Source organism: Bacillus sp. MC1252 (genome assembly GCF_056838025.1).
Genome location: NZ_CM166369.1, coordinates 1413496 through 1432374 on the forward strand (window position 1 = coordinate 1413496; position 18879 = coordinate 1432374).

Here is an 18879-nt window from a genome sequence, read left to right on the forward strand (position 1 = left end):
ATGAAAAAATTGAATATTCGCTGGCTCAGCTTTTTTGTGGTTGTCCTTGTATTATTTGGCTTAACCTTTGTTAAACTGCCGTATTACGTGACAAAGCCTGGTGATGCAACAGAGATTGCTCCGCACATTAAAGTAGACGGGGCATATGGCGAGAAGGGCAGCTTCTCTCTTATGACCATTAAAGTAGGTCCAGCAAACCCATATACGTATTTGCTTGCAAAAATGAACAAGTATGACGAGATCGTCCCGGAAGAAAACATTAAAGCGGACGGAGAATCGGATGAAGATTATATGAAACGACAGCTTCAACTGATGAAAAGCTCTCAAGAAAATGCCATGATTGCAGCATATACAAAAGCAGGAAAAAAAGTAGATTATACGTTTAACGGGGTATATGCGAGCTACGTGATGAAAGGGATGCCTGCTTACGGAAAAATTGAAGTTGGCGACCGGATCAAAAGCGTTGATGGCAAGACCTATGATTCAGCTGATAAAATGGTTTCATATATCAGCAGTAAAAAAGCAGGCACATCTGTGCGCTTTGTCCTTGAACGAAACGGTAAAGAAATCACACAGCAAGTGACGTTAAAACCATTTAAAGAAGAGCCGAAACGAGTCGGAATAGGTGTGTCATTGTTTACAGACCGTCATGTGAAAGTGTCACCTGCGATTAAAGTAGATATTGAAAATATCGGCGGTCCATCAGCAGGCTTAATGATGTCGCTTGAAATTTATAACCAGCTGACAAAAGAAGACGAAACACATGGCTATGCGATTGCGGGGACTGGAACGATTGACGCCGATGGAACGGTCGGCCCAATTGGTGGGATCGATCAAAAGGTTGTGGCAGCAGATAAAGCAGGAAAAGACATATTCTTTGCGCCAAACGATAAAGGCGATCCAAACTCAGACTACCAAAATGCAGTCAAAACAGTGAAAGATATTAAAAGTGATATGAAAATTGTCCCTGTAGATACAATGCAAGATGCACTGAACTATTTAAACAAATTAAAAGAGAAAGCGTCATAAGAAAAGAGCAGCCCTCATTAAGGCTGCTCTTTTCTTATCGAGAGAGAAAGAGATCAGTCTCTTCATCATATCTGATCGGTGAGGTTTTAAACTCTGCTTCCGTTAGTTCCGTTTGCATTGGCTCACAGATGGGAAGGCTGAAGACGCGGGAAGCGCGTATATCAAGATCAAGTGCGGAATGTGAAAAGGAAGACAGCTTGCTCACAAGCGGTACGTCCAATTCTTTTTTCACAAGAGATAAGTATTGCTGCCCTCTCTTTGACATACCGAGTAAACGAATATAGGGTGCTTTTTTCTCTTTCAGCAGCTCATGCATTGCGGTTTTTTTCACTCTCATTAAGAGGTGCGTATTCATTCGCTGTAACCTTGTCCACGTATATCGTTTTGTTTTCACAAGTGATAGATATTCTTCATAGGAGGACGCGTGTGTGATCGCCTTTTGCATGCGGTGTTCGATGCCTTCTTCGATTTCATAGATGTCTTCTAGTTCAGCCGTTTCCATTGTGTGAAAGACATGTTTTAAGAAGCTAAAATAAGCTTCTTGCGTATGTAAAAGACCGTATGAAGAATGATAGTTGTGTAATTGCTTTAAAGTAGCGTCCGGGAGATAGGGTGTGACCGCTTCAAATGAGCCGTGCTCTTTTAAGGCTTTTCGAATACTTGTTGCGCTTGCGATTTTCTGATTTACAGGAAGTTCTTCATCATGATAATCAGATGCCATTCTCACGGAGGTAAAAGGCTGCATGTGAGGGGATCGCTCTAAGATGGCCTTTACATAATGGAAGCCTAAAATGTTATTCGGTTTAGACAAATCCAGTAAGTGGTCAAGGGAAATGGCCTCTTGAAACGCAGCAGCCGCCGCCGCCGGATAACTAAGACCTTCTTTGACCTTCTCTTTTGTTAAAAGGTCAATCTCTGCCTTTTTCTCATGCCAAGCATGAGCTGTGCGCTCAAATACGTTGATGTCCCCATCCTCACTTCCGAAAAAAAGAGTGCGGCATTTTAAAGCGTCTAGGATGGACACAGCACCATTTGCAAAGGTTTCTGCCTTTTGCACAGCGTATATGTATGGAAGCTCACATACAATGTCTACACCGTTTTGCAGTGCCATTTTTGTACGTGCCCATTTTGAGACGATTGCAGGCTCACCGCGCTGGAGGAAGGAACCGCTCATGACGGCAATGGCAACATCTGAGGAGGTTTGTTTTTTCGCCTGACGAACATGATAGGCATGTCCATAATGAAATGGATTGTACTCTACAACAACTCCCACTGATTTCAATAGATGTTCCGCCTTTCTTGCTATGGTTAAATGGTCTATGCTACAGTAGCATAAGGGAAAAATGAAGCCCATTTTTTTCAGTGTAGGCATTCCGAGAACTGATGTCAAACAACCCTCTGACATCACAAAGGACTGTAAAGAAAAAATATTGACAAATAGCATGATGAAAGCTATAATCATGTTTGTTGCTCTTAGAGGTGATACAATTGAAATGGACAGTTTATCAGTTACATCAAAAAGCTAAAAACAGCTTCGATTTTCATGAGACGGTTGACTTAAATGAACTTACTAGCCTTCATTCAGATATACGTCGCATTTCACCAGTAGAGGTGAAAGGGACTGGAGTGATCGAATCAAAGCAAGTCGCATTTGATTTAACCATCACAGGTGAAATGACATTGCCTTGTTCAAGAACGCTTGTTGATGTAAATTATCCATTTGCGATTTCAACGAAAGAACTATTTGTACTTCATAAGACAGACGATATAGAAGATGAAGACGTTTCCGTTGTAGAAGACGATATCATCGACTTAACGCCTATCGTCAAGGAAGAAATACTTCTTGAAGTGCCGATGCAAATCTTTTGCGACCAAACAGACGTAAAAGGTGCTGCACCACAAGAAGGTAATGACTGGGCGGTCATTTCGGAAGATGCACATCAAAACCGAATCGATCCGCGTCTGGAAGGCTTGAAGAAGCTCTTAGAAGAAAATAATGAATCTTAACTTAACTCTTTAAGGAGGTGGGAATAATGGCTGTACCTTTTAGAAGAACTTCTAAAATGAAAAAAAGATTGCGTCGTACGCATTTCAAACTACAAGTACCTGGTATGGTAGCTTGCCCAGAATGCGGTGAAATGAAAATTTCTCATCGTGTCTGCAAATCTTGCGGAACATACAAAGGCAAAGACGTAAAAAGCAACTAATGTATAAAAAAGCGTGAGGGAATCTTCCCTTGCGTTTTTTTATTTGTCTATTTTTTAGGTTTCTCTCCTGCAAATAGTCTATCTACTCTAGTAGGCGCATATGATGTGGTATTCAGATTCAGGGGGGATGATTAATTGACGATTACAAGGCAGGACGCATGGACACAAGATGAAGATTTACTATTAGCAGAAGTCGTCTTAAGACATATTCGAGATGGAGGGACCCAGCTTTCCGCATTTGAGGAAGTCGGGAAAGCACTGTCAAGAACAGCTGCAGCATGTGGATTCAGGTGGAATTCTTACGTCAGAAAACAGTATCAAGCAGGCATTGAACTGGCGAAAAAACAGCGGAAAGAACTGCGTAAAAAGATCGGTATTCATTCCTCAGGTTTACCACAGCATGCGTTAACAATAGAGGAGAAGACATCTTCAGATCATGCTGAATTGACCCTTCGAGAAGTGATTCAGTTTTTAGAGCAGCTTGAGAAAGAGCCTTCTGGTCCCGCCTATTTACGCGAGGAGCTAAAGGATGCACATCATCAATTAAAGGCGCTCACAGAAGAAAATGAACACTTGAAGCGCCAATTGAAAATGACAGAAGAAGATTACCGGGCACTCATTGGTATTGTTGAAAGAGTCAAACAGAATATCAGCTTAAAAGACTACGCAAAATAAGAAAACGCCCCTCACAGATGAAAGGAGGGGCGTTTTGTCATCAACCATTAAGCTGATTCACCTGTATTCTTTTTGATATGTGCGGGCTCCCAAATGAGTGGATTTTCACCTTTATCGCGTTCCATATCATATTTTACCGCTTCAAAACCCATTTTATCCCAAAAACCAGCAGATTTGACGCGTGGATTCGTTCGAATCGGCAATCCGAAAGATTTGGCGAATTCGACAAGTGCTTCGCCGTACCCTTTGCGCTGATACCCAGGAAGCACTTCTAGCTTCCACAGCTCTAAATAATCATGGTTGTGGTCAAAATACGTAGTCGTCGAGCCATCCACTTGATATAGGCTCATACGTGCCACAAGCTTATCTCCAAAATAAATCCCGTAAAATGGAGAGTTGCTGTCATTTTCAATCATATTGCTTTCAAGGTCTTCAAGCATTGAAAGTTCTTGTATGCCGTATTCCTTAAATTGTTTAAATTCCTCTAATGTTTTGTAATTAATTAGAAGACGTTTTACTTGTGTCATGTGATCTTCCCCCTTACACACATAATGTCGACAGTGATGTCTTTGAAGGCGTTTTCATCCCATCCGCCTAAAAAAGTTTTTACACTTATTATTATAGTTTTTAAATTAAAAAAATTCAATCATAGTGCGTCATCTGCTTTTTGCATCATGACATGAAACTGTTAAAATAGTGGATATGATGAAGTAAACAGAAAAAGGGAAGTGCGGCAGTTGAAAATTGGAATCATTGGCGGAGGTGCGATTGGTCTGCTTTGTGCCAGTTATTTATCACAGCATCATGACATTACCGTATTCACAAGAAGAAACGAACAGGCAGAAGAGATTCGAGCGTCAGGAATTGAACGAATGGTGAGAGGAGAAACGTTTAGGGCAGTTGTCCATGCACAGACAGGGGTAAAAGGGGTATTTGATCTAGTCATTGTGACAGTGAAATATCATCATTTGCAAGATGTACTGGACGAACTATCGGCATTACCTCATCAGAGGATCTTATTTTTGCAGAACGGAATGGCCCACCTATTAGACTTAGAGAACTGGAAAACGGCACATCAATTATATATAGGTGTGGTAGAGCATGGCGCAATGAAGGTGTCAGATCATGCAGTCGCTCATACAGGTATTGGTGTCATAAAGTGGGGGGCATTTCATCATAAGGAAGCAGCAGATGTGAAGAATGAATTGAATGAGACATCAGCCCATTTTCAGATGGTCTATACAGATGAATGGAAAAAGGTGCTGGAGGAAAAACTGCTTGTCAATGTCTGTATTAATCCGCTGACGGCTTTATTACATGTGAAAAATGGGGAACTGATCGCAAATTCCTCATATGAATACATGATGAAATGTGCATTTGAAGAAGCTGTTTCCATTTTAGGCTTGTCTGAAAAGGGGCGGCTCTGGTTCCATGTGGTCTCTATTTGTGATAAAACGGCCGCTAATCAATCGTCGATGCTTCAAGATATCGTAAAAGGCCGCCAAACCGAAAGAAAAGCCATCGTTGGCTATCTTTTAAAACAGGCCCAGGCTCAAGAGATTCTGGCGCCATATCTTGCTTTCTTCAATAGAAGCTTGGAAGTATTGGAAAAAAAGCAAACAAAATCTTTTGAGTGAGCTCATTTACATGCTATACTTTTTTCGGGAAACTAACTATTTATTGAAGAAAGGAAGTTCTAAACATGCAATTGACTGAACTTTCCATCCGAAGTCAGAATTTATTCATACGTGATTATATAGAAGAAAAAAAAGAGATGACTGCTTTTTTTGATTATGATATACATTCTGAGCACACATGGAAAAAGAGATACGACGATCTCATGGGAAGGAGCTTCCCGCGCGAGGCTTTAGCGGATTATATGAGCGCATATCACGCAAAGTTTGAATCGGCAGCGATGCGTCAGAACATTGAAAAAATCCGTGATGAACGGAGTGTCATGGTGGTTGGAGGGCAGCAGGCAGGCCTATTAACAGGACCGCTTTATACCATACATAAAATCATATCGATTATTCAGTTTGCAAAAGAAAAAGAATCAGAGCTTGGCGTTCCTGTGATTCCGGTCTTTTGGGTAGCTGGTGAGGATCATGACGTAGATGAAATTAATTTTGTGTACACGTCTGGCGAAAAAGGTCCAGTCAAACAAAAGCTGCCATTACATAGTATCAAAAAAGCTGCTGCGAAAAGAACACCGCTGCATCAGGAGAAAACAGAGAAATGGCTTCGTGATGTGTTTTCAACCTATGAAGAATCTGCTTACACAAATGATTTGCTTGATCAGCTTCTTCGATGTTTACGCAAATCACAAACGTTTACTGATTTCTTTGAATGGATTGTGTGCGACCTCTTTGAAGAAGATGGACTGCTGCTATTTAATTCAGGAGACTTAGGCGTCAAACCACTCGAGCGTATGTTATTTAAGCACATTGTCGAGACAAATGATACGATCACAGCTCGCCTGAATGAAACGCAGGCTGCCATGAAGCGAGCGGGATATCAGCCGATCATTGAAGCTGGTGACCACCAGGCAAACCTGTTTTACGAATATGATGAAGAGCGTTTCCTCATTGAAAAAGAGCAGCATCAGTTTTCTGTATCAGAAGTGGGGCTTACGTGGACAAAGGAAGAGCTTTTGCAGGAAGTCGAGGAGCACCCAGAAAGGTTTAGCAACAATGTGGTGACGCGCCCCTTGATGCAAGAGACCCTTCTCCCAACACTTGCTTTTATGGCAGGACACGGTGAAGTCAACTATTGGGGAGAACTAAAAGGAATTTTTGAACATTTTGAATTAAAGATGGCACCTGTTCTTCCAAGACTGCACGTCACCATTCTTGAAAGGCATATTGACAAAAAACTGCCGGTCAGAGAACTGTCGGTAGAAGAAGTGCTGACAAACGGAGTAAAAGAAAAGAAGGACGCGCACTTTCAGCAAAGTCTTCCAGACAGCTTCGTTCAAGCGGTTCAACATGCGAAACGTGAATTAGCAAATGTTCATGGTGCGATGAGACAAGAAGCGCTGGAGATTGAACCGAGCTTTGAGCAGCTTCTAGAGAAAAATGCCAAATTTATTGAAGACCAACTTCAATTTGTTTATCAAAAGGTGGCTCAGCGCGTGGAAGAGAAGGAAGGATATATCCTTCGCGACTTTGAACGGATTGAAAATAGTTTAAAACCACTTGATGCCGCGCAAGAAAGAATTTGGAATATCATGTATTTTTTAAACAAATATGGTCCAGAATTCTTCAAAACATTCAAAAATATGCCATTTTCATTTCAAAACAAGCAACAAATTGTCAAACTTTGAAATAAAGTTTTAATGAACCCTGACTAGTTCAGGGTTTTTTTTTATGTAGAAACAGTGTAAAATAAGTTTTGTGGAGAGAAGTGGTGGATAGTGGAGAGTAAAGGTGAGAAAGTGGGGCTCTGATGATCATGTTCATGGGTGAATACCAACATACGATTGATACAAAAGGGCGCATGATCATCCCTGCTAAATTTAGAGACGGTCTCGGAGAACAGTTTGTGCTGACGAGAGGGCTTGATCAATGTTTATTTGGCTACCCTATGAGTGAGTGGAAACTAATCGAAGAGAAACTCAAAGCACTTCCGCTAACGAAAAAAGATGCACGTGCGTTTACCCGGTTCTTCTTTTCTGGCGCAGTCGAATGCGATCTGGACAAGCAGGGGCGCATTAACATCGCATCAAACCTACTCCAATATGCAAAACTCGAAAAAGAATGTGTGGTCATCGGCGTTTCAAATCGAATTGAGTTGTGGAGTAAGTCGATCTGGGAACAATATACAGAAGAGCAAGAAGATTCTTTTGCTGAAATTGCTGAAAACATGATTGGATTTGATATATAATAATCCCTTGTGCAGCAAGCTTTCTACACATTCATTTCTATTTGAAAAAGGTGGGACCATAACATCATGTTTCAACATGAGACAGTATTATTAAAAGAAACAGTTGACGGTTTAAACGTCAAAGAAGACGGTACATATGTGGACTGCACGCTAGGCGGCGCAGGTCATAGCTCATATTTACTATCTCAATTATCAGAAAAAGGTACATTGATTGGATTTGACCAAGACGATGCTGCACTGGATCATGCACGAGAGAAGCTCGCAGATTCAAAAGCGAACATTCTTTTCATAAAAAGCAACTTCCGATATTTAAAAGAACGTCTGAATGAACAAGGCATTACAAGCGTAGACGGTGTGATCTTTGACCTTGGTGTGTCGTCTCCTCAGCTCGACACACCAGAGAGAGGCTTTAGTTATCATCATGATGCACCTCTTGACATGAGAATGGATCAATCAGCCGTATTGTCGGCAAAACAAGTGGTGAATGAATGGCCATTTGAAGATCTAGTTCGGATTTTCTACAAATATGGGGAAGAGAAATTCAGCAAGCAAATCGCACGCAAAATTGAAGAAGCTAGAAAAAAAGCGCCAATTGAAACAACGGGGGAGCTTGTAGACATTATCAAAGAAGGAATTCCCGCACCTGCAAGACGAACTGGCGGACATCCAGCGAAAAGAGTGTTTCAAGCGATCCGAATTGCCGTAAATGACGAATTGAAAGTATTTGAAGAAGCACTAGAACAGGCAATAGAGTTACTCAATCCGAAGGGGAGAATTTCTGTCATTACATTCCATTCACTTGAAGATCGGATTTGTAAAAGTACATTTAAAGAGATGTCTTCTCTTCCAGAACTTCCGCACGGATTACCAGTGATTCCAGAAGGACTTGAACCAAAACTGAAGCTGATCACGAGAAAACCGATCGTCGCATCAGAACAAGAGCTGGAACATAACAACCGTGCCCGTTCAGCGAAGCTCCGAATTGCAGAAAAAAAGTAAACGACACCATAGATGATGATAAAAAGGAGGTTTCTTATGAGTAATTTGGCTTACCAAAGAGAAGTAAAGCAACATCAAACAGAGCAGCAAGGCCAATCGGTTGTCATTAGAAGAAGAGGTTCTATTACACTTGGTGAAAAAATCTTACTTGTCATGTTTGTCATGGCTCTTATGTGCAGCTCCATTCTCATCATTTCTAAAGCCTTTGCTGTGTATCACGCAAATATTGAAGTGCAGAAATTAGAACAGCAAGTATCTTTAGAATCGAAGAAGATCACTGAGCTGCAAAAGGAAAAAGACTTGCTGAGTGAACCAGAAAGAATCATCGAAGCCGCTAAAAAAGCAGGCTTAAGCATATCGAAAGATGTTAAGAAGGTCGATTAACATGGCGATGCCTAAAAAGAATAAAATGATGAACAGAGGCGCGGCAATTGCGAGTATTTGCTTCGCCCTGTTTTTCTTTATCATCCTTGCACGTTTTATTTATATTCAGATTACAGGAACGGTTGATGGACAAGTTCTAGCCGCCAAGGCAAATGAGCAATATCAATCGAAGAAAACACTTGAAGCCAAAAGAGGTTCAATTTTAGACCGAAATGGAAATGTGATTGCAGAGGATACCTCTGTGTATAAACTCATTGCCATTATGAGCAAGAAAATGACGGTCGATCCAAAGCATCCGATGCATGTCGTCGACAAAGAAAAGACGGCAAAAGAGCTGTCAAAAGTCATTGATATGAGCGAAAGCGAAATCTTAAAGCGTTTGAATACAAAGGATGCGTTCCAAGTCGAGTTTGGTAAAGCTGGGAAGGATATTAGTTTTTCAACAAAGGAAAAAATTGAAAAGCTAAAGCTTCCTGGGATCGCATTTGAAAAAGACACGAAGCGGTATTATCCAAACGGCATGTTTGCTTCTAATTTAATTGGTTATGCAAGATTAGATGAGGCAACCAAGGACATGTCAGGTGCAATGGGGCTTGAGAAGGCGCTAAATAAATTCTTAAAAGAAAAAGATGGCTATGTGACGTATAATAGTGACAGAAGCGGGTGGGCTCTTCCGAATAGTAAAGAAGACATTGTCGCCCCAAAGGATGGGAAAAACGTCACGCTGACCATTGACCAAAAAATTCAGGCGTTTCTTGAAGAAAGTATGACGCAGGTCGCCAAAAAATATAAGCCAAAGAAAATCATTGCGACAGTTGTTGATCCGAAAACAGGAAAAGTTCTTGCGATGGGACAGCGCCCAAGCTTTAATTTAAATGAACTCGACATTACGAACTATAACAATGATGTCATTTCATATGCGTTTGAACCTGGTTCAACGATGAAGATCTTTACACTCGCTGCAGCGATCCAAGAAGGGGTATATCAAGGCAGTGCCAAGTATCAATCTGGAACTTATAAAGTAGGCGGAGGTCTTGTAAGAGACCATAACAACGGAAATGGCTGGGGGAAAATTGATTTTCATGAGGGTGTTCTCCGTTCTTCAAATGTGGCCTTTGCAAAGCTGGCAAAGGAAAAGCTAGGCTTCACGCGATACGAACAATATTTGCAAAAATTCCATTTCTATGACAAAACGGGAATAGACTTGCCGAACGAAGCGTCTAGTAAAATCAATTTCAGATACGAATATGACAAAGCATCGACGGCTTATGGTCAAGCGTCTGCCATTACACCAATTCAACAAATCGAAGCAGCGACAGCGATTGCAAACGGCGGAACGATGATGAAGCCATATGTCATTGACCATATTACAGACCCGAACACAAACAAAACGATTTTGCAGCACGAACCAACAGTAGCTGGAAAGCCGATTTCATCTAATACAGCGAAGCAAGTCCGTGATATTTTAGGTGAGGTTGTTTCCTCGAAAATTGGTACAGGTCAGCCTTATCAAATCAAGGGCTTTGACGTCGCTGGGAAAACAGGAACAGGACAAATTGGCGGTGCCGGCGGTTACCTCCAGGGAAGAAACGATTACGTCTTTTCATTTATGGGGATGGCGCCAAAAGATGATCCGAAGCTGCTCGTTTATGTGGCAGTACAGCAGCCGCAGTTGTCTGAAACAGAAACAGGCTCTGCCCCAGTTTCACAAATCTTTAACCCTGTCATGAAAAATAGTCTGCTATATTTAAATATCGCACCAACAAAAACAGACGATAAAAAATCAGGCGAACAAAAGGTGAAACAAGAAACAATGCCTTCATTCCTTGATTTAGAAGTGAAGCAGGCAGAAACGGAAGCCAAAAACAAAAACGTAACACCTGTTGTCATCGGCGACGGTCTATCCATTAAACGCCAGTGGCCGAGTGCGGGCTCTGAATTCACTGAAAGCCAGAAAGTCTTCTTGAAAACAGCAGGAAAAACCATTAAGATGCCTGATATGACAGGCTGGTCCAGAAGGGAAGTACTTCAATATGCGTCCATTTCGGGTGTGCACATTGAAACAAATGGACAAGGATATGCTGTCAAACAAAGTGTCAAAAGTGGAGCGGAGATTTCAGATAAAGTTGTCACTGTGACATTTAAAAGTCCAAATTAACTTTAAAACCTAGCAAACCATTTGCTAGGTTTTTTCTTTTGCTTTAGAGGGATGGACTAGACCGTTCTACAAAAGGACGGGCCTGCATATGATGGAAACAAGCCATATGTAAGGAGTGAACCAGGCGTGCGAGTGTCAAGTGTAACAGTGAGAAAACGATTGCTTTTCGTGCTGCTGTTTGGGGTGGTCATTTTTTTCATCATAGATACTAGATTAGGATATGTGCAGTTTATTATGGGCGAAAAGCTGACAAGCTTAGCAAAAGATTCATGGAGCCGTAACCTCCCGTTCGAACCGGAACGGGGAGATATTCTGGACCGGAATGGGGTAGAGCTGGCGACGAACAAAAGTGCTCCATCCATTTTGGTCGTCCCGCGGCAAATTAAAGATCCCGCAGAAACAAGCAAGAAACTGGCGGCAGTGCTTAATATGTCTGAGGAGAAAGCGTACAAGCACGTCACGAAGAAAACATCAATTGAGCGAATTTCTCCTGAGGGCAGAAAAGTATCTCATGAAAAAGCAAAAGAAGTAAGAGAGCTTGATTTAGATGGGGTTTATGTAGCAGAAGACAGCATCAGACATTATCCATTTGGCAGTTTCCTGTCCCATGTACTGGGTTTTGCTGGAATTGATAATCAAGGTTTACTTGGGCTGGAAGCCTACTACGATGATGACCTAAAAGGTGAAAAAGGCTCTGTGAAATTCTATTCCGATGCAAAAGGACAGAAAATGCCAGATGAAGCAGATGATTATACACCGCCTAAAGATGGTCTTGATATGAAATTAACGGTCGATTCGAAAGTACAAACCATCATTGAACGAGAATTAGACAATGCGGAGGCAAAATATAATCCAGATGGCATGATCGCCATTGCCATGAACCCCAAAAATGGTGAAGTGCTGGGGATGTCAAGTAGACCAGATTTTGATCCAGCTGACTATCAATCAGTTGATCCAAAAGTATTTAACCGAAATTTACCGGTGTGGAGCACATATGAGCCGGGATCGACGTTTAAAATTATTACACTTGCAGCAGCATTAGAAGAAAAGAAAGTGAATTTAAAACGCGATCAATTTTTTGACAGCGGATCTGTGACGGTCGATGGAGCAAGGCTCAGATGCTGGAAAAAAGGCGGGCATGGATCACAGTCATTTTTAGAAGTGGTGCAAAACTCCTGTAACCCAGGCTTTGTAGAGCTAGGCGACCGTCTTGGAAAAGATAAATTATTTTCCTATATTAAAAATTTCGGTTTTGGTCAGAAAACAGGAATCGATCTTCAAGGGGAAGGGAGAGGAATTTTGTTCCCGCTTGATCGAGTAGGTCCAGTAGAGCAGGCAACAACTGCCTTTGGTCAAGGTGTCTCCGTTACGCCGATTCAACAAGTAGCCGCAGTGGCTGCCGCGGTAAATGGCGGGACACTTTACACGCCCTATATTGCGAAAGAATGGATAGATCCGGTCACAAAAGGGGTCGTGAAAAAGCAATCACCGATTGCCAAGAAGAAAGTGATTTCAGCTGAAACATCAAAAGAAATCAGATATGCACTTGAAAGTGTAGTCGCTCAAGGAACTGGCCGAAATGCATTTGTTGAAGGGTATCGGGTTGGCGGAAAAACCGGAACAGCACAGAAGGTAAAGGACGGAAAATACATGGAAAATAACCATATTGTGTCGTTTATCGGATTTGCGCCTGCTGATGATCCAAGCATCGTTGTATATGTAGCCGTTGATAACCCAAAAGGCACCATTCAATTTGGTGGTACAGTAGCGGCACCAATTGTTGGTCATATTATGCGAGACAGCCTGCCTGAGATGGGTGTGAAAAAAAGAAAAGGACAAATTGAAAAGAAGTACCAGTGGCTGGACACAAAAACCATTGAGGTACCGAATCTTGTAGGGGGATCTGTTTCTGACCTTGAATCACTCCTCATTAACCTGAAGATCGATGCCTCAGGCACTGGCAGTAAAGTGGTGAAGCAGTCTCCTGCTGCTGGGACAAAAGTGAAAGAGGGCTCAACGATCAGATTATACTTAAACGATGAATAATAAAGAATGAACAGAGGGTAGCCGCACTCATTCGGCTGCCTCTTTTTGTTGAAAGAGAAGGGCAGTTTTAAAAAAAGAGCGCAAAGTGTGTTTTTTCCAAGAGAAACTTAAGGAATACGCTGGATGTATCCTTTTTTTTACGATAAAATATAGACTGTGTGTTTTTTTCACAAGACATGCACGTGAACGAATTTGAGAGGTTTGATATGATAATGAAATTACAAGAACTCCTTACATACTTTAAAAGTGAAAACAACGAATTGATAAACGAAAATCCCGATATTACTTCCATTGAAATGGATTCAAGAGAGGTGAGAAAAGGGAGCCTGTTTGTCTGCATAAAAGGTTATACAGTAGATGGACATGATTACGCTGAAAAAGCGGTGAAAAGCGGGGCTGCAGCAATTGTAGCAGAACACCCTCTTAACATAACAGATGTACCAGTCATTATTGTGAAACACTCTCAAAGAGCACTTGCAAGAATTGCTGATGCGTTTTACAGGCAGCCAACCCATAAGCTAAATCTTATCGGTATCACAGGAACAAACGGAAAAACATCAACAACACACATGATCGAACAAATGATGAGAAAAGCCGAGAAGAAAACAGGCTTAATCGGTACGATGTATATGAAGGTGAATGATGAAATTCTCGACGTGAAAAACACAACACCTGAGAGTGTCACACTTCAAAAAACCTTTAAACAGATGCTTGATCAAGGTGTAGACACGGCAATTATGGAAGTATCATCACATGCATTGCATCTTGGCCGGGTTCATGGATGTGATTATGATATGGCCGTTTTCACAAATCTTACGCAAGATCATCTTGACTACCACAACACCATGGAAGAATATAAACACGCGAAAAGCTTGCTATTCTCCCAGCTTGGAAGTGCCTTTCATCACGATAAGCCGAAGTACGCGATTTTAAATGCAGATGATGAAGCTTCTAGTTATTTTGAAAAAGTCACAGCTGCTGAAATCATGACGTATGGCTTAGAGCAAAAAGCAGATGTCATGGCAAAGAATATTCAAATCAAGCCTAAGGGAACTCAATTTGATTTGATCACTCCAATCGGCACAAAAAATGTGACGGTGGCCCTCATCGGAAAGTTCAATGTGTATAACATCCTGGCTGCTGTATCAGTAGGGATCGTATCCGGCTTATCGTTTGATACGATCGCCAGTGCAATGGAAGAGCTGGAGGGAGTCAAAGGAAGATTTGAACTTGTGAACTGTGATCAAGACTTCCCTGTCATCATTGATTACGCGCATACACCTGACAGCTTAGAAAATGTCCTCACAACGTGTAGAGAATTAACTGAGGGCAAAATTTTCTGTGTGATAGGCTGCGGCGGAGACCGTGATAAAACAAAGCGCCCTCAAATGGCTCAAATCGCTGTGAAATATGCAGATGAGCCTGTATTTACATCAGACAACCCAAGAAGTGAAGATCCATCAGCTATTTTAAAAGATATGGAAAATGGTGTGCCTGAGGCATATTATCATAGCTTTGTGAATCGTAAACAAGCCATCTTCTTTGCGATTGCCAATGCGAAAAAAGGCGATACCGTCTTAATAGCGGGAAAAGGCCACGAGACGTACCAAATCATTGGCGATCAAGTCTACGACTTTGATGATGCAAAAGTTGCAGTGGACGCTATTTTAGATCTAAACAAATCTTAAAAATGATGAAAAGAGTGTAATGAAATGAAGCATTTTGTACAAAAACAACATATGAAAGACTCGAATGAATATCATAATAATGAATGCTATTTTCTGGTGGAAAACGGCTTTGGAAATTCGGAAGGAGTAAAGAACGATGCTTGAACAGGTGATATTGTTTACAATCATAATGGGATTTTTAATCAGTGTTCTTTTATCCCCGATTTTTATTCCGTTTTTAAGAAGACTTAAATTTGGTCAGAGTATTAGAGAAGAAGGACCGCAGTCTCACCAAAAGAAATCAGGTACTCCGACAATGGGCGGAATTATGATTATCTTTTCTATCACAATTACAACAATTGTGATGATCAACAAATTCTCTGAGATTAGTCCAGAAATGTTTTTACTGTTATTTGTCACACTTGGCTACGGCTTATTAGGATTTTTAGATGATTATATTAAAGTAGCGATGAGACGAAATCTTGGATTAACATCGAAACAGAAATTGATCGGTCAAATTGTGATCGCAGTGATTTTTTATGCAGTCTTCCATTATTATCAGTTTGCAACGACGATTCGTATTCCAGGAACGGATGTCAGCTTTGATTTAGGATGGGCTTACTTTATCCTCGTCATTTTCATGCTTGTCGGTGGTTCTAATGCGGTGAACTTAACAGATGGACTTGATGGTTTATTGTCTGGAACAGCTGCCATTGCTTTCGGAGCTTTTGCCATACTTGCTTGGAATCAATCCCAGTATGATGTGGCCATCTTTTCAGTAGCTGTTGCTGGAGCCGTCCTTGGTTTCCTTGTGTTTAATGCGCACCCTGCAAAAGTATTTATGGGTGATACAGGGTCACTAGCTTTAGGCGGAGCCATTGTAGCGATTGCCATTTTAACGAAGCTTGAAATTTTACTCGTGATTATTGGAGGAGTATTTGTTGTTGAAACGTTATCGGTTATCCTTCAAGTCATCTCCTTTAAAACAACTGGAAAAAGAATCTTTAAAATGAGCCCGCTTCACCACCACTATGAGTTAGTTGGCTGGTCTGAGTGGAGAGTGGTTGTCACCTTCTGGACAGCTGGTTTATTACTTGCTGTTTTAGGAATTTACATCGAGGTGTGGTTGTAATTGAATAAGATGCAAATGTTAAAAAACGAACATGTACTAGTATTAGGTCTTGCAAAAAGCGGATATGCGGCCGCCTCAATTCTTCACGAACACGGAGTAAACGTGACAGTAAATGATCAGAAACCGTTTGAAGAAAATGAGCCAGCTCAGCTACTTTCTGAAAAGGGGATTGATGTCATTTGTGGCAGTCATCCTCTTCGTATGTTCGATGATAAAGAAATTACGATTTTAATTAAAAACCCTGGAATTCCATATGAGAATGTGATGGTTCAAGAGGCGCTTCGACGCCAAATTCCAGTTTGGACTGAAATAGAATTAGCATATCATTTGACCTCATCTCCTTTTATTGGGATTACCGGATCGAATGGGAAAACCACTACCACTACATTGATTTATGAAATGCTGAAAAAAGACAGTCAAAAAACTTTAGTGGCAGGTAATATTGGAACAGTTGCCAGCGAAGTCGCTGCAAATGCAGCTGGCGATGAATGGATTGTAACTGAGCTCTCTTCTTTTCAGTTAATGGGAACAGTTGAATTCAGGCCCAAAATCAGCTTGATTTTAAATATTTTTGACGCACATTTAGACTATCACCACACTCGTGAAGAATACGAAAAAGCAAAGCAGAAAGTATACGCACATCAACATGAAAATGACACAGCCGTGATCAACCTAGATGATCCATCTGTCGTTAAGCTAGCAGAAGGATCAAAAGCGAAAAAGGTGTTTTTCTCCGTGAAAGAGCCAGTAGAGCATGGAGCCTTTATTAAAAATGGCGCTATCTACTATATGAATGAACGTGTCATTGATCTAAAGGATGTTGTTCTTCCTGGTGAGCATAACCAAGAAAATATTCTGGCAGCCATTTGTGTTGTGAAAAATGCAGGCTGTTCAAATGAAGCGATCACACACGTACTCACAACATTCAGTGGCGTGAAGCATCGTTTGCAGTTTGTGGATACGATTCAAAGTAGAAAATTTTATAACGATAGCAAAGCGACCAATATACTGGCAACAAGTAAAGCTTTGTCAGCCTTCGAACAGCCGACCATTTTACTAGCAGGCGGACTAGATCGGGGTAATGAATTTGATGAATTGAAACCTTTCATGAAAAATGTGAAAGGAATTATCACATTTGGTGAGACTGCACCTAAGTTTGTGAAGCTTGGTGAAGAGCTGGGAATACATCACGTAAAACATGTCGATAATGTTGAACAAGCAGTACCTGCGGCGTTTAGCATATCTGAAGAAGAAGACGTGATTTTATTATCTCCAGCTTGTGCAAGCTGGGATCAACATAAAACATTTGAAGAACGTGGAGACATGTTTGTAAACGCCGTGCATATGCTTAAATAAGGGCTTGTCTCTCATATGACTGACAGCCCAAATGAAATGATGCTTGGGGTGTCGGTCTCTTGACGAATAAGAAAACTTCTCCGGATTTTTTGCTTGTTGTCATTACGTTACTTTTATTGACGATTGGTTTAATTATGGTTTACAGCGCAAGCGCTGTGTGGGCATCGTATAAATTTGATGATTCGTTTTATTTTGCAAAAAGACAGCTTTTGTTTGCTGGAATCGGAGTTATCGCGATGTTTTTCATTATGCGAGTCGATTATTGGACGTGGCGGACTTGGTCAAAGATATTGATTGCTGTTTGTTTTCTCCTCTTGCTACTTGTACTGATTCCTGGTATCGGTATGGAGAGAAATGGATCAAGAAGCTGGATCGGTGTCGGTGCGTTTAGTATTCAGCCCTCTGAATTCATGAAGCTTGCGATGATTGCGTTTCTCGCAAAATTCTTATCTGAAAAGCAAAAAAATATCACGTCCTTCCGTAAAGGTTTCGCGCCAGCGTTGGGTATTGTGTTTTCGGCATTTGCCATCATTATGCTGCAGCCGGACCTGGGGACAGGAACGGTTATGGTTGGAACTTGTATTATTATGATTTTTGTTTCAGGTGCGAGAATTGCTCACTTTATATTTCTCGGTCTTATAGGGCTAAGCGGTTTTGCTGCACTTGTCTTATCAGCACCCTATCGAATAAAACGAATAACGTCTTATTTAAACCCTTGGGAAGATCCACTAGGCAGCGGGTTTCAAATTATTCAATCCTTATACGCTGTTGGCCCAGGCGGTCTGTTCGGAATGGGTCTAGGTCAAAGTAGACAAAAATTCTTCTATTTACCTGAGCCTCAAACGGACTTTATCTTTGCCATATTGTCTGAAGAGCTCGGCTTTATAGGCGGATCACTCATTTTATTGCTCTTTAGTGTTCTGTTATGGAGAGGCATACGAATAGCACTTGGGGCACCAGATTTATACGGAAGTTTCTTAGCAGTTGGCATCATTTCAATGGTTGCCATTCAAGTGATGATTAATATCGCAGTTGTCACTGGACTTATCCCTGTGACAGGTATCACGCTCCCATTCCTAAGTTATGGCGGCTCATCACTGACACTAATGCTCATGGCAATTGGCGTACTTTTGAATGTAAGCAGGTACGCTAGATATTAATGTGCTGCTAGTTCATGAAACCATGTCGACGTTTATTTTGCAAAAATACAAAAAAATGATTTGAAGAGTGAAAATGACAGTTTTTGTTTCGAAAACATGATTTTTGACTCTTCTTTACAGGTTTTAACGGAGCCCTGTTGTTTAAAACAGGGTTTATACTTTGTTCAGAGCAGAAAAAAAATGA

The 18879-nt window shown here is 41.2% G+C and carries 17 protein-coding genes; 15 read left to right on the plus strand and 2 right to left on the minus strand.

The annotated features are described in order from the left end of the window. Positions 1 to 1029 carry a SepM family pheromone-processing serine protease gene (locus ACYH0L_RS07140; protein WP_099725956.1) on the plus strand — a complete coding sequence of 343 codons (1029 nt, stop codon included), beginning with the start codon at positions 1 to 3 and terminating at the stop codon, positions 1027 to 1029. A 34-nt stretch (positions 1030 to 1063) separates the two neighbouring features. Here the strand turns inward: ACYH0L_RS07140 and ACYH0L_RS07145 are convergent, their stop codons facing one another. Beyond that, positions 1064 to 2311, minus strand: coding sequence for a nucleotidyltransferase (locus ACYH0L_RS07145; protein WP_367307679.1), 1248 nt, complete (start codon positions 2309 to 2311; stop codon positions 1064 to 1066). Positions 2312 to 2517: 206 nt separating this feature from the next. Between ACYH0L_RS07145 and ACYH0L_RS07150 the strand changes: the two genes are divergently transcribed. The 3 genes from ACYH0L_RS07150 (at position 2518) to gerR (ending at position 3911) form a co-directional block, all read left to right on the plus strand. Further along, positions 2518 to 3036 (plus strand): YceD family protein, encoded by a 519-nt coding sequence (locus tag ACYH0L_RS07150; RefSeq protein WP_019743276.1) that lies wholly within the window; start codon positions 2518 to 2520, stop codon positions 3034 to 3036. A 26-nt stretch (positions 3037 to 3062) separates the two neighbouring features. After that, positions 3063 to 3236: a 50S ribosomal protein L32 gene (gene rpmF / locus ACYH0L_RS07155; protein ID WP_008354700.1), complete on the plus strand. Its 174-nt coding sequence runs from the start codon at positions 3063 to 3065 to the stop codon at positions 3234 to 3236. A 135-nt stretch (positions 3237 to 3371) separates the two neighbouring features. Then, positions 3372 to 3911, plus strand: coding sequence for a sporulation-specific transcriptional regulator GerR (gerR, locus tag ACYH0L_RS07160; RefSeq protein WP_099725953.1), 540 nt, complete (start codon positions 3372 to 3374; stop codon positions 3909 to 3911). 47 nt (positions 3912 to 3958) lie between these two features. Here gerR and ACYH0L_RS07165 read toward each other — a convergent pair whose 3' ends face one another. Then, positions 3959 to 4438 (minus strand): N-acetyltransferase, encoded by a 480-nt coding sequence (locus tag ACYH0L_RS07165; RefSeq protein WP_099725952.1) that lies wholly within the window; start codon positions 4436 to 4438, stop codon positions 3959 to 3961. A 210-nt stretch (positions 4439 to 4648) separates the two neighbouring features. On the opposite strand from ACYH0L_RS07165, the gene ACYH0L_RS07170 reads away from it, so the two are divergent. The 11 genes from ACYH0L_RS07170 to spoVE all read left to right on the plus strand — a co-directional run bounded on the left by ACYH0L_RS07170 (position 4649) and on the right by spoVE (position 18695). After that, positions 4649 to 5548: a 2-dehydropantoate 2-reductase gene (locus ACYH0L_RS07170; protein ID WP_482354439.1), complete on the plus strand. Its 900-nt coding sequence runs from the start codon at positions 4649 to 4651 to the stop codon at positions 5546 to 5548. A 65-nt stretch (positions 5549 to 5613) separates the two neighbouring features. Next, positions 5614 to 7233, plus strand: a complete 1620-nt coding sequence (gene bshC / locus ACYH0L_RS07175; protein ID WP_482354440.1) for a bacillithiol biosynthesis cysteine-adding enzyme BshC — start codon at positions 5614 to 5616, stop codon at positions 7231 to 7233. A gap of 128 nt (positions 7234 to 7361) precedes the next feature. Continuing rightward, positions 7362 to 7793 carry a division/cell wall cluster transcriptional repressor MraZ gene (gene mraZ / locus ACYH0L_RS07180; protein WP_003211163.1) on the plus strand — a complete coding sequence of 144 codons (432 nt, stop codon included), beginning with the start codon at positions 7362 to 7364 and terminating at the stop codon, positions 7791 to 7793. Between the two features lie 66 nt (positions 7794 to 7859). Next, a complete protein-coding gene (gene rsmH / locus ACYH0L_RS07185; protein ID WP_099725949.1) occupies positions 7860 to 8792 on the plus strand; it encodes a 16S rRNA (cytosine(1402)-N(4))-methyltransferase RsmH in 933 nt (310 codons plus the stop codon). A 36-nt stretch (positions 8793 to 8828) separates the two neighbouring features. Then, the gene (gene ftsL / locus ACYH0L_RS07190; RefSeq protein ID WP_008344998.1) at positions 8829 to 9176 is read left to right on the plus strand and encodes a cell division protein FtsL; all 348 of its coding nucleotides are present in this window, start codon (positions 8829 to 8831) and stop codon (positions 9174 to 9176) included. A 7-nt stretch (positions 9177 to 9183) separates the two neighbouring features. Further along, on the plus strand, positions 9184 to 11334 hold the full coding sequence (locus tag ACYH0L_RS07195) for a penicillin-binding protein (RefSeq protein ID WP_256499663.1): 2151 nt from the start codon (positions 9184 to 9186) through the stop codon (positions 11332 to 11334). 126 nt (positions 11335 to 11460) lie between these two features. Next, positions 11461 to 13380 carry a stage V sporulation protein D gene (locus ACYH0L_RS07200; protein WP_099725947.1) on the plus strand — a complete coding sequence of 640 codons (1920 nt, stop codon included), beginning with the start codon at positions 11461 to 11463 and terminating at the stop codon, positions 13378 to 13380. A 212-nt stretch (positions 13381 to 13592) separates the two neighbouring features. Continuing rightward, on the plus strand, positions 13593 to 15068 hold the full coding sequence (locus ACYH0L_RS07205) for a UDP-N-acetylmuramoyl-L-alanyl-D-glutamate--2,6-diaminopimelate ligase (protein ID WP_099726003.1): 1476 nt from the start codon (positions 13593 to 13595) through the stop codon (positions 15066 to 15068). 136 nt (positions 15069 to 15204) lie between these two features. After that, positions 15205 to 16179: a phospho-N-acetylmuramoyl-pentapeptide-transferase gene (mraY, locus tag ACYH0L_RS07210; protein ID WP_099725946.1), complete on the plus strand. Its 975-nt coding sequence runs from the start codon at positions 15205 to 15207 to the stop codon at positions 16177 to 16179. A gap of 9 nt (positions 16180 to 16188) precedes the next feature. Then, positions 16189 to 17535, plus strand: a complete 1347-nt coding sequence (gene murD, locus ACYH0L_RS07215; RefSeq protein WP_370461138.1) for a UDP-N-acetylmuramoyl-L-alanine--D-glutamate ligase — start codon at positions 16189 to 16191, stop codon at positions 17533 to 17535. A gap of 59 nt (positions 17536 to 17594) precedes the next feature. Then, complete coding sequence (spoVE, locus tag ACYH0L_RS07220; protein WP_003212197.1) at positions 17595 to 18695, plus strand: stage V sporulation protein E; 1101 nt, start codon at positions 17595 to 17597, stop codon at positions 18693 to 18695. The last annotated feature ends 184 nt before the right edge of the window (positions 18696 to 18879 follow it).

What these genes read in the sequence shown, in the direction of transcription:
- mraY (WP_099725946.1), top strand. Translation starts at nt 15,205, where the DNA reads ATGCTTGAACAGGTGATATTGTTTACAATCATAATGGGATTTTTAATC.
- ACYH0L_RS07165 (WP_099725952.1), bottom strand. Translation starts at nt 4,438, where the DNA reads ATGACACAAGTAAAACGTCTTCTAATTAATTACAAAACATTAGAGGAA.
- ACYH0L_RS07195 (WP_256499663.1), top strand. Translation starts at nt 9,184, where the DNA reads ATGCCTAAAAAGAATAAAATGATGAACAGAGGCGCGGCAATTGCGAGT.
- murD (WP_370461138.1), top strand. Translation starts at nt 16,189, where the DNA reads ATGCAAATGTTAAAAAACGAACATGTACTAGTATTAGGTCTTGCAAAA.
- mraZ (WP_003211163.1), top strand. Translation starts at nt 7,362, where the DNA reads ATGTTCATGGGTGAATACCAACATACGATTGATACAAAAGGGCGCATG.
- rpmF (WP_008354700.1), top strand. Translation starts at nt 3,063, where the DNA reads ATGGCTGTACCTTTTAGAAGAACTTCTAAAATGAAAAAAAGATTGCGT.
- ACYH0L_RS07140 (WP_099725956.1), top strand. Translation starts at nt 1, where the DNA reads ATGAAAAAATTGAATATTCGCTGGCTCAGCTTTTTTGTGGTTGTCCTT.
- ACYH0L_RS07205 (WP_099726003.1), top strand. Translation starts at nt 13,593, where the DNA reads ATGAAATTACAAGAACTCCTTACATACTTTAAAAGTGAAAACAACGAA.
- ftsL (WP_008344998.1), top strand. Translation starts at nt 8,829, where the DNA reads ATGAGTAATTTGGCTTACCAAAGAGAAGTAAAGCAACATCAAACAGAG.
- rsmH (WP_099725949.1), top strand. Translation starts at nt 7,860, where the DNA reads ATGTTTCAACATGAGACAGTATTATTAAAAGAAACAGTTGACGGTTTA.
- bshC (WP_482354440.1), top strand. Translation starts at nt 5,614, where the DNA reads ATGCAATTGACTGAACTTTCCATCCGAAGTCAGAATTTATTCATACGT.